Origin of the sequence: Micromonospora sp. WMMB235, assembly GCF_001855515.1 — a bacterium.
Lineage (GTDB): Bacteria > Actinomycetota > Actinomycetes > Mycobacteriales > Micromonosporaceae > Micromonospora > Micromonospora aurantiaca.
On sequence record NZ_MDRX01000001.1, the window covers coordinates 3,073,598 to 3,088,957 of the forward strand.

Annotated in this window: 13 protein-coding genes; 4 read left to right on the forward strand and 9 right to left on the reverse strand. The window is 72.9% G+C overall.

All coding sequences use genetic code 11. From position 1 onward, the window contains the following. Positions 1–295: 295 nt before the first annotated feature. The gene (locus BFV98_RS12845) at positions 296–649 is read left to right on the forward strand and encodes a hypothetical protein (RefSeq protein ID WP_030270079.1); all 354 of its coding nucleotides are present in this window, start codon (positions 296–298) and stop codon (positions 647–649) included. Between the two features lie 60 nt (positions 650–709). Here the strand turns inward: BFV98_RS12845 and serA are convergent, their stop codons facing one another. From serA to BFV98_RS12870, 5 genes are all read right to left on the reverse strand, one after another. Then, entirely contained in the window at positions 710–2,308 is a 1,599-nt protein-coding gene (serA, locus tag BFV98_RS12850; protein ID WP_013284506.1) for a phosphoglycerate dehydrogenase, read from the reverse strand. Between the two features lie 317 nt (positions 2,309–2,625). Further along, positions 2,626–3,639, reverse strand: a complete 1,014-nt coding sequence (gene ilvC, locus BFV98_RS12855; protein ID WP_013474320.1) for a ketol-acid reductoisomerase — start codon at positions 3,637–3,639, stop codon at positions 2,626–2,628. A gap of 58 nt (positions 3,640–3,697) precedes the next feature. Then, a complete protein-coding gene (gene ilvN, locus BFV98_RS12860; protein WP_013284504.1) occupies positions 3,698–4,213 on the reverse strand; it encodes an acetolactate synthase small subunit in 516 nt (171 codons plus the stop codon). Between the two features lie 61 nt (positions 4,214–4,274). Then, complete coding sequence (locus tag BFV98_RS12865) at positions 4,275–6,170, reverse strand: acetolactate synthase large subunit (protein ID WP_071096417.1); 1,896 nt, start codon at positions 6,168–6,170, stop codon at positions 4,275–4,277. 180 nt (positions 6,171–6,350) lie between these two features. Continuing rightward, positions 6,351–8,786, reverse strand: a complete 2,436-nt coding sequence (locus BFV98_RS12870; protein WP_071096419.1) for a bifunctional diguanylate cyclase/phosphodiesterase — start codon at positions 8,784–8,786, stop codon at positions 6,351–6,353. 110 nt (positions 8,787–8,896) lie between these two features. On the opposite strand from BFV98_RS12870, the gene ilvD reads away from it, so the two are divergent. Then, complete coding sequence (ilvD, locus tag BFV98_RS12875; RefSeq protein WP_083395268.1) at positions 8,897–10,744, forward strand: dihydroxy-acid dehydratase; 1,848 nt, start codon at positions 8,897–8,899, stop codon at positions 10,742–10,744. A gap of 93 nt (positions 10,745–10,837) precedes the next feature. Next, complete coding sequence (locus BFV98_RS12880; RefSeq protein ID WP_071098859.1) at positions 10,838–11,548, forward strand: hypothetical protein; 711 nt, start codon at positions 10,838–10,840, stop codon at positions 11,546–11,548. A 64-nt stretch (positions 11,549–11,612) separates the two neighbouring features. On the opposite strand, the gene BFV98_RS32255 is transcribed toward BFV98_RS12880, so the two are convergent. Together BFV98_RS32255 and BFV98_RS12885 are read right to left on the reverse strand one after the other, a co-directional pair. Beyond that, a complete protein-coding gene (locus BFV98_RS32255) occupies positions 11,613–11,786 on the reverse strand; it encodes a hypothetical protein (RefSeq protein WP_013284489.1) in 174 nt (57 codons plus the stop codon). Between the two features lie 44 nt (positions 11,787–11,830). Further along, the gene (locus tag BFV98_RS12885) at positions 11,831–12,532 is read right to left on the reverse strand and encodes a TetR/AcrR family transcriptional regulator C-terminal domain-containing protein (RefSeq protein ID WP_083395269.1); all 702 of its coding nucleotides are present in this window, start codon (positions 12,530–12,532) and stop codon (positions 11,831–11,833) included. Positions 12,533–12,618: 86 nt separating this feature from the next. On the opposite strand from BFV98_RS12885, the gene BFV98_RS12890 reads away from it, so the two are divergent. Continuing rightward, positions 12,619–13,293 carry a DUF4386 domain-containing protein gene (locus BFV98_RS12890; protein ID WP_071096425.1) on the forward strand — a complete coding sequence of 225 codons (675 nt, stop codon included), beginning with the start codon at positions 12,619–12,621 and terminating at the stop codon, positions 13,291–13,293. On the opposite strand, the gene BFV98_RS12895 is transcribed toward BFV98_RS12890, so the two are convergent. Together BFV98_RS12895 and BFV98_RS12900 are read right to left on the reverse strand one after the other, a co-directional pair. Beyond that, a complete protein-coding gene (locus BFV98_RS12895) occupies positions 13,290–14,981 on the reverse strand; it encodes a SulP family inorganic anion transporter (protein ID WP_071096427.1) in 1,692 nt (563 codons plus the stop codon). The two genes, BFV98_RS12890 and BFV98_RS12895, sit on opposite strands and share 4 nt — an antisense overlap. Further along, a complete protein-coding gene (locus BFV98_RS12900; protein ID WP_013284484.1) occupies positions 14,978–15,316 on the reverse strand; it encodes a helix-turn-helix transcriptional regulator in 339 nt (112 codons plus the stop codon). Before BFV98_RS12900 ends, BFV98_RS12895 begins: the two co-directional genes overlap by 4 nt. Positions 15,317–15,360 lie beyond the last annotated feature (44 nt).

Here is a 15,360-nt window from a genome sequence, read left to right on the forward strand (position 1 = left end):
GGAGCGCGATCGGCCCCCACGGTCTCGGCAACGACCGTGAGGGCCGGTCAGCGACGAGTGCGCGTGGCTCGCGCAATCGAGGGGTGCGGGCCGAGGGGCCGGGCGCCCGACCGCGCCACCCGAAGACGGGCCGGGGATCGACTCAGCGGAAACCGCATCGGTACGCTAGCGAATCGACGCAACTCGACGCAAGAGTCTCCACAGCGGACGCCTGGTGAACGATGTCGGCAATCAGCGGTGAACGCACGGTGGGGCAGAGGTGACGGGCCGGGCCCGGGATGGCACGCTGTCCGCCGTGAGTTTCGATCTGAGCGTGTGGGCCCTGCCGAACGGGGCGACACCGGAGCAGGTGCGGGCGGCCGTGCAGCAGTGCCGCGAGGGCCGCCACGGCGAGCAGCACCCCGACCCGCGACTCGTCGCCTTCTACCGGGCGATCACGGCGAGCTATCCGGACCGCCCGGCCCGGCCCGGTACGCCGTGGGAGGCGCCGCTGCACACGGCGGCCGACCACATCGAGATGAACCTGAACCCGGCCTGCCCCGATCAGGTCCTGCTGGACGTCGAGCGGCTGGCCGGCGAGCACGACCTGATGCTCTTCGACGCGCAGGACGGCTCGGTCTACCCGCCACCGGCCCGCGTCCGTTCCTGACCCACCGGGACGACGAAGGGCCCGGCCGATCCGGCCGGGCCCCGATGTGTCCTGTCCGGACTACACGTCGCGCAGGTCGGCCGCGCTGGCCGCGACCGCGCCGATCGAGTCGGCGGCGGAGGTGAGCAGGTCGGCGCCGAGCGCCTGGTCGACGGTCAGCGTCATCAGCGTCTCGCCACCGGCCTCGCGGCGGGCCACCTGCATGGCCGCGATGTTGACGCCGGCCTCGCCGAGCAGCGTGCCGACGGTGCCGACCACGCCGGGCCGGTCCGCGTAGCGCAGGAAGACCAGGATGCCCTCCGCGCCGATCTCCACGTCGAAACCGTCCACCTCGGTCAGCTTGAACACGTCGCGGGTGCCGGTGTGTGCCACGGTGCCGGAGACACGGACGGTACGCCCGTCCGGCAGCGCCCCGCGCACGGTCACCAGGTTCGGGTGGTCGACGGTCTCGCCCGGCGTGGCCAGCGTGACCTCGACGCCCCGCTCGGCGGCCAGGTGCGGCGCGTTGACGTAGGTGACCTGCTCCTCCACCACGGAGCTGAACAGGCCCTTGGTCGCGGCGAGCTTGAGCACCGACACGTCGTGGGCGGCGATCTCGCCGCGCACCTCGACGGTGACGCTGGCGGCCACCCCGCCGGCCAGGGCGGTGAACGCCCGGCCCAGCCGCTCGGCCAGCGGCAGCAGCGGGCGGACGTCCTCGGCGACCACGCCGCCGGCCTGCACGTTCACGGCGTCCGGGACGAACTCGCCCTGGAGCGCGAGCTTGACGCTCTTGGCCACCGCGAGACCGGCCTTGTCCTGCGCCTCGTTGGTGGAGGCGCCCAGGTGCGGGGTGGCCACCACGTTGTCGAAGGCGAACAGCGGCGAGGAGGTGCACGGCTCCTTGGCGTACACGTCGACACCGGCGCCGGCGACCCGGCCCTCCGCGATCGCGTCGGCGAGCGCCTGCTCGTCGACCAGGCCGCCGCGGGCGGCGTTGACGATCCGGACGCCCGGCTTGACGATCGCCAGCTCCTTCTCGCCGATCAGGCCGACCGTCTCCGGCGTCTTGGGCAGGTGGATCGAGATGAAGTCGCTCTCCCGCAGCAGCTCCTCCAGCCCGACCAGGCGGACGCCGAGCTGCGCGGCGCGGGCCGGCTGGATGTACGGGTCGTACGCGATCAGCCGGGTGCCGAACGCGGCGATGCGAGACGCGAAGAGCACGCCGATGCGGCCGAGGCCGACCACGCCCACGGTCTTGCCCTGGATCTCGACGCCGGTGTACTTGGACCGCTTCCACTCCCCCGCCTTGAGCGCGGCGCTGGCGCTGGCGGTGTTGCGGGCGACCGCGAGCAGCAGCGCGACGGCCTGCTCGGCGGCGGAGACGATGTTCGAGGTGGGCGCGTTGACGACCATGACGCCCCGGGCGGTGGCGGCCGGCACCTCGACGTTGTCCAGACCGACGCCGGCCCGGGCGACCACCTTCAGCCGCGGCGCGGCGGCGATCGCCTCGGCGTCGATCTGGGTGGCGCTGCGTACGATCACCGCGTCGGCCTCGGAGAGGGCGGAGAGCAGAGCGGGGCGGTCGGTGCCGTCCACGTGGCGCACGTCGAAGTCGTGCGCGAGCACCTCGATGGCGGCGGGGGCGAGTTCTTCGGCGATCAGTACGACAGGATTCATCGGTCCTCGTAGACGCTCGGTAATGGTTCGGCCTGGGGCGCCGGGACGCCGCGCTGCGCCCTGCGCCGATCCGTGCCACGGCCGTCGGGTGCGCTCGGGCACCACACCAAGGAATGGTAGGTGCCTGCCCGCTCTCCGGGTCGCGGACTGCGGGGTGAGCGCCCTCACACAGGTCCGTCGCACGCCTGTCATCCCCCGTTCACCGGGGGCGGTGCGGGACGAGGCGTTACTCACCGTGTCCCAGCACGTGAACGAACGGCGGCCCGCGGCCGGACGCCGGGGAGAGCGTCGGGCCGCGGGCCGCACGAGGGAGAAGCTCAGGCGGTCTCGGTGATCGGCCGGTCGACCCAGCTCATCATGGCCCGCAGCTTCTGCCCGGTCTCCTCGATCGGGTGCGCCGCGCCCTCGGCCCGCCACTTGGCGAAGTTCGGCCGGCCGGCCTCGTCCTCGGCCACCCACTCGCGGGCGAACTCGCCGGACTGGATCTCGCCGAGGATCTTGCGCATCTCGTCCTTGACCCGCGAGTCGATGACGCGCGGGCCACGGGACAGGTCGCCGTACTCGGCGGTGTCGGAGATGCTGTAGCGCATGCGGGCGATGCCGCCCTCGTACATCAGGTCGACGATCAGCTTCAGCTCGTGCAGGCACTCGAAGTAGGCCACCTCGGGCGCGTAGCCGGCCTCGGTGAGCACCTCGAAACCGGTCTGCACCAGCGCCGCCGCGCCACCGCACAGCACCGCCTGCTCGCCGAACAGGTCGGTCTCGGTCTCCTCGGTGAACGTGGTCCGGATCGCACCGGCCCGGGTGCCGCCGATCGCCTTGGCGTACGCCAGGGCCAGGCCGAACGCGTTGCCGCTGGGGTCCTGCTCGACCGCGACCAGGCAGGGCACGCCCTTGCCGTCGACGTACTGGCGGCGGACCAGGTGACCGGGGCCCTTCGGGGCGACCATCGCCACGTCCACGTCGGCCGGGGGCTTGATCAGGCCGTACCGGATGTTGAAGCCGTGGCCGAAGAACAGCGCCTTGCCCGCGGCCAGATTCGGCGCGATGGCGTCGGCGTAGAGACCACGCTGGGCGGTGTCCGGCGCCAGGATCATGATCACGTCGGCCTCGGCCGCCGCCTCGGCGGGCGTGAGCACCCGCAGGCCCTGCTCCTCGGCCTTCGGCCGGCTCTTCGAGCCGGCGGGCAGGCCGATCACCACGTCGACGCCGGAGTCGCGCAGCGACAGCGCGTGCGCGTGGCCCTGGCTGCCGTACCCGATCACGGCGACCTTGCGGCCCTGGATCAGGCCCAGGTCGGCGTCGTCGTCGTAGAACACCTCAACGCTCATTGACTTCCCTTTCGTACGGCGGTGCCCGTCGGCCCGTCGAAAAACTTGTGGGTACGGATCAGGCGGCGCGCAGGGCCGGGCCGGCGGTGATGGCCCGCGAACCCCGCCCGATCGCCACGGTGCCGGACTGGACCATCTCCTTGATGCCGAACGGCTCCAGGTCGCGCAGCAGCGCGTCGAGCTTGTCCGGCGTGCCGGTGGCCTCGATGGTCAGCGTGTCCGGCGCGACGTCGACCACCCGGGCGCGGAACAGGCCGACCGTCTCCAGCACCTGGGCGCGGGCCGCGCGGTCCGCGCGGACCTTGACCAGCAGCAGCTCCCGCGCCACCGACACCTGCGGATCCAGCTCCACGATCTTGAGTACGTTGACCAGCTTGTTGAGCTGCTTGGTCACCTGCTCCAGCGGCGAGGACTCGGCGTTGACCACGATGGTGATGCGGGAGACGTCCGGGTTCTCGGTCTCGCCCACGGCGAGGCTGTCGATGTTGAACCCGCGCCGGGAGAACAGCCCGGAGACGCGGGCCAGGACACCCGGCTTGTTCTCCACCAGCACGGACAGCGTGTGCATAGTCATAGCTGTGCCTTCCTCGTCATGCCCTCATGGCCCTCGCTGCGCTCGGTGCATTCGGTCATGACTACAACTCGTCCTCGTCGAAAGCGGGGCGCACACCCCTGGCGAACATGATCTCGTCGTTGCTGGTGCCGGCGGCGACCATCGGCCAGACCATCGCGTCCTTGCCGACCACGAAGTCGATGACCACGGGCGCGTCGTTGATCGCCATGGCCGCCTCGATGGTCTTGTCCACGTCGGCGGCGTTCTCGCAGCGCAGCCCGACGCAGCCGAGCGCCTCGGCGAGCTTGACGAAGTCCGGGATGCGGTGCTTGTGCGTGCCCAGCTCGGTGTTGGAGTAGCGCTCCCCGTAGAACAGGGTCTGCCACTGCCGCACCATGCCGAGATTGCCGTTGTTGATCACGGCGACCTTGATCGGGATGCCCTCCAGCGCGCAGGTGGCCAGCTCCTGGTTGGTCATCTGGAAGCAGCCGTCGCCGTCGACCGCCCACACGGTGGTGTCCGGCTTGCCGACCTTCGCGCCCATCGCGGCCGGGACGGCGTAGCCCATGGTGCCCAGGCCGCCGGAGTTGAGCCAGGTGTGCGGCTTCTCGTACGAGATGAACTGGCTGGCCCACATCTGGTGCTGGCCGACGCCCGCCACGTAGACCGCGTCCGGGCCGGCGATCTCGCCCAGCCGCTTGATCACGTACTGCGGGGAGAGCGTGCCGTCGGCCGGCTCCTCGAAGCCCAGCGGGTACCGCTCGCGCAGGTCGTCGAGCTGGGCCCACCAGTCGGTCAGGTCGGCCGGCGGGTGCCCGGCCTGCTCGGCGGTGACGGCGGCGATCAGCTCGTCGATCACGTGCCGCGCGTCACCCACGATCGGGACGTCCGCGTGCCGGTTCTTGCCGATCTCGGCCGGGTCGATGTCGGCGTGCACCACAGTCGCGTCCGGCGCGAACGAGTCCAGCTTGCCGGTCACCCGGTCGTCGAAGCGGGCGCCCAGCGCCACGATCAGGTCGGCCTTCTGGAGGCCGTAGACCGCGGCGACGGTGCCGTGCATGCCGGGCATGCCCAGGTGCTGGCGGTGCGAGTCGGGGAACGCGCCCAGCGCCATCAGCGTGGTGACCACCGGGATGCCGGTCTGCTCGGCCAGCTTGCGCAGCCCCTCGGTGGCGCCGGCCTTGAGCACGCCGCCGCCGACGTAGAGGACCGGACGGCGGGCGCCGGTCATCAGCCGGGCCGCCTCGCGGATCTGCTTGCCGTGCGGGTGCAGCGTCGGCCGGTAGCCGGGCAGGTCGAGCGTGGGCGGCCAGGAGAACGTCGCCGGCGCCTGGAGCACGTCCTTCGGGATGTCGACGAGCACCGGGCCGGGCCGGCCGGTCGCGGCCAGGTGGAACGCCTCGGCCAGCACGCGGGGGATCTCGTCGGCGGTCTGCACCAGGAAGTTGTGCTTGGTGATGGGCAGCGTGATGCCCTGGATGTCCGCCTCCTGGAAGGCGTCGGTGCCGATCGACGGCCGGGCCACCTGCCCGGTGATCGCCACCATCGGGACCGAGTCCATGTACGCGTCCGCGATCGGGGTCACCAGGTTCGTCGCGCCCGGACCGGAGGTGGCGATGCAGACGCCGACCCGGCCGGTGGCCTGCGCGTAGCCGGTGGCCGCGTGCCCGGCGCCCTGCTCGTGGCGGACCAGGATGTGCCGGACCGTGGAGTCGTAGAGCGGGTCGTAGGCGGGCAGGATCGCGCCGCCCGGAATGCCGAAGACCACGTCGACGCCGAGCGCCTCAAGTGACCGCACGAGCGAACCGGCGCCCGAGACCTCCGCGGTGGCGGGCTCCCGTACGGGCGTCTCGGTGGTGGCGGCCGCCGGGACGGTACGGCCGGGGCGGGCGGCGGGGTCGGAGTCACCGGCCGCGCCGGTGCCGGAGCGGGCACGGCGGGCGGAGTGGGCGAGGGTCTCTGGCGTGGGTCTCGTCATGGCGGTTCAAGCCTTCGGAAGTGAGTGGGTGACGCGCTTCTCAGGATGGGACGGGGAGGTCCCGGCGATGGTCCGACGGCAACAAAAAAGCCCACGTGCAGGATGCACGGGGCCAGCGCACTCTCGGTGGGAGAGTGCGCTCAGGTAAGTACTCGCGGCGACCGGTTCGACGACATGCGGCTAAGCCTGACGCATCTCACGCGATGAGTCAACTGATCCCACATTTTGGTTCACGGACGTGGGCGTGTCGGTCGCCGCGACCCCCTCCGCGCCCGGTGCCACCTGCGAAGATCCCTCCATCGAGGGACGCGGGGCGGGCGGATTGTTGCGCAGCCGGGGCAGCAGCGGCGACGGGGCGCGCGCCGGCGCGGGCGGCGGCACCGGCGGCATCGCGGTGTGCCGGTTGCCGGGCGCCGTGGCCGCCTCCAGCATCGCCTCCAGGTGCTCGGCCGGTACGCCCCAGCCGAACAGCGCGCCCTGGCCGAACCGGCACCCGGCGGCCACCACCGCGGCCAGCTCGGTCGGGTTGGTGACGCCCTCGGCGATCACCTCCAGCCCCAGTTGGTGCCCCAGGCGCATGACGATGTCGACCATCGGGGCGAACGCCGGACCGTCCCGCCCGACCGGCCGGACCGGCTCGTGCTCGGCGACCAGACTGTGGTCGATCTTGAGGATGTCGATCGGCAGCCGCCGGAGCTGGCCGAGCGACGAGTAACCGGCGCCGAAGTCGTCGAGTGCGATCCGGACGCCGGTCAGCCGCAGCGCGGTGAGCCGCCGGATCAGCTCGTCCAGGTCGGTGGCGACCGCGTGCTCGGTCACCTCCAGCACCAGCCGCTGCGGCGGCACGTGGTGCGCGCGCAGCGCGTCGGCGACCTGGACCACGTACTCGGGGGCGTGCAGCTCGCGCGGCGACACGTTCACCGACACCCAGACGTCGTGCCCGTCGGCCAGCCAGCGGGAGAGCTGGTAGCAGGCCTGGTGCAGCACCCACGCGCCGAGCTTGGCGATCATCCCGCACTCCTCGGCGAGCGGGATGAACTCGTCCGGCCGGACGTTGCCCAGCTCCGGGTGCCGCCAGCGCAGCAGCGCCTCCGCGCCGACCGGCCGCACCGACGGCAGCGAGGCAACCGGCTGGAAGACCAGCCGCAGCTCGTCGCGCTCGATCGCGCCGCGCAGCTCGTGCTCCATCCGGGTACGCCGGCTCAGCAACTGGTCGTAGGTGGCGTCGTAGCGCTCGATCCGGTTCTTGCCCCGCTGCTTGGCGTAGCGCAGCGCCAGGTCGGCGTTGCGCAGCAGCAGCTCGACGTCCTGCTCCCGCTGCCCGGCGGCCACGCCGATGCTCACCGACAGGAAGACCGGCCCGTCGCCCTGCTCGTACGGGCGGCCGAGCACCCCGAGCAGGCGGTCCGCGACCGGGCCGGGGTCGGCCGACCCGTGCATCAGCACCGCGAACTCGTCGCCGCCGAGCCGGGCGGCCAGGTCACCCGGGCGCAGGTTGCCCCGCAGCCGCCGCCCCACCTCGATCAGCACCGCGTCGCCGACGTCATGCCCGCGCATGTCGTTGACGTTCTTGAAGCCGTCGAGGTCGAGCCCGAGCAGCACGCACGGCACGCCCGCCTCGGCACTGCGGTGCAGGGCACGCAGCAGCCCGCGCCGGTTCGCCAGCCCGGTCAGCGGGTCGGTGTGCGCCAGCTCGCGGAAGTGCGCCTCCCGTTCGGCCAGCCGGATGGCGTAGCCGCGGACGTCGTTGAGGGCGAGGTACTGCCGGGTCACCAGGGCGAACCCCTCGACCGTGCCGGCCACGATGGCGTACCCGTCGAACCCGCCGCCCTGCACCAGGTGGTAGATCGCGGAGGCGGCCATGGCGAACATCGGCACGAAGGCGTACTCGCCGTCGCGGCGGATGAAGTCGACGTCGAGCTGCGTCAGATCGGCCCGGCGCCCGGCCACGGCGGTGGCCAGCAGACCGGCGGCGGTCAGCACCGCGCCGGTGAGCACCATGCCCGGGCCGGCCTGGCAGAGCCCGGCGGACACGGCCAGCCCGCCCGCCGTCACCGCTATCGCGCCGGCGGCGAGCAGCGTGAGCCATCCGCGCGGCGGCGCGACCCGCAGCACGACGATCACTGTGAGCCCCGTGGTGAGCGCCGCGCTGACGGTGGCCAGCACGATCGGCAGGCAGGCGACGGGTGTGGCGTCGCCGAGCAGCCGGGTCGGCTCGCTGAACGCCACCCAGCCGACGAACCAGAGTGCGCTGCCCATGATCAGGCCGTCGAGCAGCAGCCGGGCGGTGGCGGCCCGGGTCGCGGCCGCGCCGGGCAGCCGCAGGACGGCGGCGCCGAGGCCGAGCGCGGCGAGCGTCGTACCGGCGGCGACGAGGACCGCCCATCCGGTCCGCTGGCCCTGCCGGTGCGCCCAGTGGTCACCGGCGGCCAGCAGACCGCCGAGGCCGACCAGGAGGCTGAACAGGGCAGCGCAGGCGGCGACCGCGAGCAGCAGGTGAGCCGGCCGGCGGGGGCCGGTGCGACGCCGCACCGACGCGACGAGCAGCACGGCGGCACCGGCCGCGGCGATCCCGCTCAACACCGCGACGGTGACCATCCCCGGGGACGACTGCACGCGTCAACTCTGCCGGATGAGCGCCTCCCGTGGGGGACCGGGTGTGCAACTGTTGGGACACAGGGTGCGCGCGGCGGAGTCGCCGCGCGGATGGTGTCAGACTGGTTGTCATGCCTGAGCTGCGGTCGAGGACCTCCACCCATGGTCGGACGATGGCCGGTGCCCGGGCCCTCTGGCGGGCCACCGGGATGACCGACGACGACTTCGGCAAGCCGATCGTCGCCATCGCGAACAGTTTCACCCAGTTCGTACCCGGTCACGTCCATCTCAAGGACCTCGGTGGCCTGGTCGCCGACGCGGTGGCCGAGGCCGGCGGCGTCGGCCGGGAGTTCAACACGATCGCCGTGGACGACGGCATCGCCATGGGCCACGGCGGCATGCTCTACTCGCTGCCCAGCCGGGAGCTGATCGCCGACGCGGTGGAGTACATGGTCAACGCGCACTGCGCGGACGCCTTGGTCTGCATCTCCAACTGCGACAAGATCACCCCGGGCATGCTGCTGGCCGCGCTGCGGCTCAACATCCCGACCGTCTTCGTCTCCGGCGGCCCGATGGAGGCCGGCAAGACGGTGGCGATCGAGGGCGTGGTGCACTCCAAGATCGACCTGATCGACGCCATGATCGCCTCCTCGAACGAGGCGGTCACCGACGACCAGCTCGGCGAGATCGAGCGCTCCGCGTGCCCGACCTGCGGCTCCTGCTCCGGCATGTTCACCGCCAACTCGATGAACTGCCTCACCGAGGCGATCGGCCTGGCCCTGCCCGGCAACGGGTCGACGCTCGCCACCCACGCCGCGCGGCGGTCGCTGTTCGTCGAGGCCGGGCGCACCGTCGTCGAGATCGCCAAGCAGTGGTACGAGAACGACGACGCCTCGGTGCTGCCGCGCTCGATCGCCGGCCGGGAGGCGTTCGAGAACGCGATCGCCCTCGACGTGGCGATGGGCGGCTCCACGAACACCGTGCTGCACCTGCTCGCCGCCGCCCGCGAGGCGGAGCTGGACTTCGGCGTGGCCGACATCGACGCGATCTCCCGCCGGGTGCCGTGCCTGGCCAAGGTCGCCCCGAACTCCCCGAACTACCACATGGAGGACGTGCACCGCGCCGGCGGCATCCCGGCCATCCTCGGTGAGCTGGACCGCGCCGGGCTGCTGCACCGCGACGTGCGGTCGGTGCACTCCCCCAGCCTCGACAAGTGGCTGGCCGACTGGGACGTCCGGGGCGGCTCGGCGACGCGAGAGGCGGTCGAGCTGTTCCACGCCGCGCCGGGCGGGGTGCGCACCACCGAGCCGTTCTCCACCACCAACCGCTGGTCGTCGCTGGACACCGACGCGGCCGGCGGCTGCATCAGGGACCGGGAGCACGCGTACAGCGCGGACGGCGGCCTGGCCATCCTGCACGGCAACCTCGCGCCGGCCGGCTGCGTGGTGAAGACCGCCGGCGTGCCCGAGGAGTGCCTGACGTTCCGCGGCCCGGCCAAGGTCTACGAGTCGCAGGACGACGCGGTGACCGCGATCCTCGCCAAGGAGATCGTCGCCGGGGACGTGGTGGTGATCCGCTACGAGGGCCCGAAGGGTGGCCCCGGCATGCAGGAGATGCTCTACCCCACCTCGTTCCTCAAGGGCCGTGGGCTGGGCCGCTCCTGCGCGCTGCTGACCGACGGCCGGTTCTCCGGCGGCACCTCCGGCCTGTCCATCGGGCACGTCTCCCCGGAGGCGGCCTCGGGCGGGCTGATCGCGCTGGTCCGCGACGGCGACGAGATCGTCATCGACATCCCGGGCCGGTCGATCGAGCTGAACGTGCCCGCCGACGAGTTGGAGGCGCGCCGGGTGGCCGAGGAGAAGCGGGACCGCCCGTACACCCCGGTCGACAGGCAGCGTCCGGTGTCGGCGGCGCTGCGCGCGTACGCGTCGATGGCGACCTCGGCCAGCGACGGCGCCTACCGTCGCGTCCCGGAGTGACGTAAGGAAGGGCCCCCTTTTAACGCCTCCGGTAGAGGAGGGGCCCTTCTTAACGCCCGCGCGCCGGTAACCTCCGGCGGCGTGGAGACGACGGTGAGTTACGCGCGACTGGTCCGGCCGGCGATCGACCGGGTCTACGTGGGTGCCAGGTGGGGAGCCCGCGCCCGGATGGAGGCGTTCTACGCCGAGCGCGGCTGCACACTCGGCGCGGAGAACAGCTTCTTCTCCGGTGTACTGGCCCGGCCGATGCCCGCCGAGTCGCTGGCCGACGGCCTGATCTACACGTCCGGAAGCATGGACGAGGAGCTGGCGCAGGGCGTCGTGGTCCGGGACGCCGACGGTGACTGGCACCTCACCGACCTGGGACGCGAGCTGACGCTGTTCGCCCAGCGGGCCACCGGTGAGGCAGCCGAGGAACTGTGGTCGACGCTGCCCGGTGTGCTGCCCGGTCTGCGCATCGTGCCCCGCCTCGCCGACCTGGTCGGCCGGGTGCTGACGCACGCGCAGGCCACCGGCGGGCCGGTGTTCCGGGCGATGTCCCCGCCGTACGAGCCGGAGGGCGCCTCCCCGGCGCTGCTGCTGGTCACCCGGCTGGGCTCGCTGCGCCACCACCGCGCCGACGCGCACCGGGCCGCGTGGCGGGCCGCCGGGCTGACCGCCGACGAGATCCGCGCGCTGCCGGACGGCCCGGAACGCGCGGCGATCGAGGCGGACACCGACCGCCGCGACGAACCGGCGTACGCGGCGCTCACCGAGGCCGAGCGGTGGGAACTGCTGGCCGGCCTCGCCGCCCTGCCCGACTAGCGCTCGTCCTTTCCCGCCCTCGGGTGGGAACGCCATGACCCGTTTGACACCCATGGCGTTCCCCTCACCGCTGGGTGGGGTCCTCCTCGGCCGGTGCGGTGCCGTCGATGGGCAGGCCGAACTCCGCCGGTGAGTTCTCGTCGGTGCCGTCCAGGTCCGCGTGCGGGTCCTCCGGGGTGACGTCGTCGGGGTCGGCGCCTCCGGCGTGCAGTTCGGACAGCTCAACCGGATCAGTCATGCCGTCCTGGTACCCGGCGTGCGCCGCCCGAACCCGCCGGTGCGTCAGCCTGCCCGATGTCGCTCCAGGCCGTCGAAGAGCAGGTCGAGGGTGAACTCGAACTCGGTCTGACTGTCGCACCACCCGAGCGTCGGATCCGCCGCGTCGTGCGTCTCGGCGGCGACCATGGCGGCCAGGTGCGGCAGCCGCTCGGCCAGCGCCACCATCTCGGCCTCCGCTGCCGCCGCGTCGGCCTCCCCGCCCGCGTCCGGCCGGAACACCTCCTGCGCGAAGCCGAGCGCAAGGCTGCCGAAGGCGTGCAGCGCCCGGTGGGCGATCCGGTACGAGAAGCCGCCCTCGACGAGGGTGGCGAGGATGCCGTCGTAGTAGGCGTACACCCCGGCGGGGACGGTCGGGCGGGAGCTGAGCAGCGCCGGGGCCCACGGGTGCCGCAGCATGACCGCACGCGCGGCGAGGAAGCGCAGCCGCAGCCGGGTACGCCAGTCACCGCCGGGCGCGTCGGCCTCGGCCCGTTCGGCGGCTGCGGTGATCTCGGCGGCGACGGCGTCCACGAGGCCGTCGAGCAGTCCGGCCTTGCCGGGCAGGTGGTGGTAGAGCGACATGGCCTCGACGCCGAGTTCGGCGGCGAGCCGGCGCATCGTGAGCGCCGTCATCCCCTCGGCGTCGACCAGGGCGATCGCGCTGGCCAGGGCCCGCTCGCGGCTGAGCGGCTCCCGAGGCTTCCTCGCTCCCATGCGGCTTCCCATCTCCCTTGACCTTACAACGTATGGTTAGCCTTACAACGTAAGGCGACCCCGGCCCCGGCACGTCGATCACCCCCGAAGGAGCCGCCATGCACCAGCTGATCCGTACCGCCCGGGTGACCGGGCTGTTCTACCTCGGGCTCGCCGTCACCGGCGCCCTGGGGTTCCTCACCGTCCGTCCCATGCTCTTCGACGCCGACGACGCGGGCACGACGCTCGCCAACCTGGTGGCCCACGAGCCGCTGGCCCGCCTCGGCATCGCCCTCGAACTACTGGTCGTCCTCACCCAGACGCTCACCGCGGTCTGGTTCCACCGCCTGTTCCGTACTGTCGACGGCACCGCCGCGGGCAGCATCGCCGCCTTCGGGCTCGTCAACGCCGTCGCGATCCTCGGCAGCGCCGCCGTCCTCGCGACGGCCTTGCAGGTCGCGACCGGCGGGCCGGGCGACGCCGACACCGTCCAGCTGCTCTACCTGGTCAGCGGGAACCTGTGGGAGGTGGGCGGGCTCTTCTTCGGCCTCTGGCTGGTGCCGATGGGCTGGTGCGTGCTCCGGTCGGGCTGGCTGCCCCGGCCGCTGGGCTGGGTCCTCGTCGCCGGTGGTGTCGGCTACGTGCTCATGACGTTCGTCGCGTACCTCGCCCCCGGCGCCGGCGCCGTCGGCGACCTGCTGGTGATCCCCGCCACTGTGGGCGAGGTCTGGATCCTCGGCTACCTGATCATCTTCGGCGTGCGCAGGCGGGCACTCGAAGGGACCGAAGCCTAGGCCGGGCTCGCGGCGAGGGCGACACCCCGGGCGTACCGGATGGCGGCCGGGGTGTCCGCGAACACCAGGCCCTCGCGGCGCAGCTCGTCGGCGACGCCGAGCGTGCTGAGCACCTGGTCGTGGCCCGGGGTGATGCCGGAGAGCAGCACCGTGATCCCCCGGCCGCGCAGCCGGGCGATGGCGTCGCCGAGCACCTGGGCGCCGGTCGCGTCGACCGTGGAGACGCGGGACATCCGCAGGATCACCACCCGCACGTCGGCCACCTCGGCCAGTTCCAGCAGGAACGTGTGCGCGGCGGCGAAGAACAGCGGCCCGTCCAGCCGGTACGCGACGATGTGCTCGGCGAGCAGCGCGTGTTCCTCGTCGCTGTGCTCGCCGGTGTCCAGCGGCACCTGTTCCAGCTTGGCGCTGCGGGCCACCGCGCGCAGCGCCAGGACGACCGCGACCGCGAGCCCGACGACCACTGCTGTCACCAGGTCCCAGATCACCGTGACGGCGAACGTCAGCACCAGCACCACCGCGTCGGCGCGAGTGGCCCGCATCAGCGCGAGCAGGGAGGCCGCCTCCACCATCCGTACCGTGGTGGCGAGCAGCACCCCGGCCAGGGCGGCCAGCGGGATACGGCCGACCAGCGGGGCGGCGGCGAGCACGATCGCGGCGAGGGCCACCGCGTGGGTGAGCGCCGCGAGCTTCGAGGACGCCCCGGCGCGGACGTTCACCGCCGTACGGGCGATGGCGGCGGTCGCCGGGATGCCGCCGAAGACCGGGGAGGCGAGGTTGGCCAGGCCCTGGCCGAACAGTTCCCGGTCCGGGTCGTGCCGCTCGCCGACCGTCATGCCGTCCGCCACAGTGGCGGAGAGCAGGCTCTCCAGGGCGGCGAGCGCGGCCACGGCGAGGGCGCTCGGCAGCAGTACGCCCAGCGCGCCGAGGTCCACGAAGTCCAGCGACGGCGCGGGCAACCCTTGCGGCAGCTCGCCGATCCGGGCCAGGTCGATCGGGGCCAGCTCGGCGAGCAGCGTCGCGGCGGCCACCCCGACCAGGGAGAACGGCACGGCGGGCCGCCATCGGCCGCCGAGCAGCATCAGCGCCGCCACGCCGAGCGCCACAGCGATCGCGGCGGGCCGGGGGTGCGCGGCGAACCGGGCGACCGCGTCGGCGGCCACCGCCCACACCTTCTCGCCGTGCGCGGCGGTGACGCCGAGCGCGGCCGGCACCTGTTGCAGCGCGATGACCACGGCGATGCCGGCGGTGAAGCCCTCGATCACCGGGGCCGGCAGGTAGCGGACGTACCGGCCGAGGCGGGCCACTGCGAGCGCGATCAGGATCAGCCCGGCCAGCGCGCCGACCATCAGCACGCCACCGGCACCGAACTGCTGCACCACTGGCACCAGCACGACTGTCATGGCCCCGGTGGGACCGGAGACCTGGAGGTTGGAGCCGCCGAAGATCGCCGCGACGGCGCCGGCGACGACGGCGGTGACCAGGCCGGCCTGCGCGCCGAGCCCGGAGGTGACGCCGAAGGCGAGTGCCAGGGGCAGCGCCACCACAGCGACGGTGAGCCCGGCGAGCAGGTCGCGCCGGGGTGAGCGGCGCGCGTTCTGCCAGTCGGCCCGGCCGGGCAGCAGCCCGGCGAACAGCCGGCCCGCCCGGCGTACGGCGTCACCGGCGCGAAGGGCAGCCGCGCTCACCGGTCCGTCCCGGAGGCCCGCAGTTCGTCCAGCAGGGCGTCCCGGTCGGTGAGGACCGCGCCGAGGATGCGCCGTCCGGCGGCGAGCAGGTCGGCCACGTCGGGGGTGCTGAGCGCGTACATGACCAGCGGGCCGTCCCGGTACGAGGTGACCATGCCGGCGCGGCGCAGCACGGCGAGCTGCTGGGAGAGGTTCGACGCCTCCACGTCGATGGCGGCGAGCAGGTCGCGGACCGGTTTCGGCCCGTCCTGGAGCAGTTCGAGCACCCGGATGCGCACGGGGTGCCCGAGGGTGCGGAACAGCTCCGCCTTGGCCTGGTACAGCGGCACCGACATGACTCACCTCTCCGACGACTCTGAAGACTTTAGCACTTGCAGAA

Coding starts and splice junctions, on each gene's coding strand:
- serA (WP_013284506.1), bottom strand. CDS start 2,308: ATGAATCCTGTCGTACTGATCGCCGAAGAACTCGCCCCCGCCGCCATC.
- ilvC (WP_013474320.1), bottom strand. CDS start 3,639: ATGAGCGTTGAGGTGTTCTACGACGACGACGCCGACCTGGGCCTGATC.
- ilvN (WP_013284504.1), bottom strand. CDS start 4,213: ATGACTATGCACACGCTGTCCGTGCTGGTGGAGAACAAGCCGGGTGTC.
- BFV98_RS12865 (WP_071096417.1), bottom strand. CDS start 6,170: ATGACGAGACCCACGCCAGAGACCCTCGCCCACTCCGCCCGCCGTGCC.
- ilvD (WP_083395268.1), top strand. CDS start 8,897: ATGCCTGAGCTGCGGTCGAGGACCTCCACCCATGGTCGGACGATGGCC.
- BFV98_RS32255 (WP_013284489.1), bottom strand. CDS start 11,786: ATGACTGATCCGGTTGAGCTGTCCGAACTGCACGCCGGAGGCGCCGAC.
- BFV98_RS12885 (WP_083395269.1), bottom strand. CDS start 12,532: ATGGGAAGCCGCATGGGAGCGAGGAAGCCTCGGGAGCCGCTCAGCCGC.
- BFV98_RS12890 (WP_071096425.1), top strand. CDS start 12,619: ATGCACCAGCTGATCCGTACCGCCCGGGTGACCGGGCTGTTCTACCTC.
- BFV98_RS12900 (WP_013284484.1), bottom strand. CDS start 15,316: ATGTCGGTGCCGCTGTACCAGGCCAAGGCGGAGCTGTTCCGCACCCTC.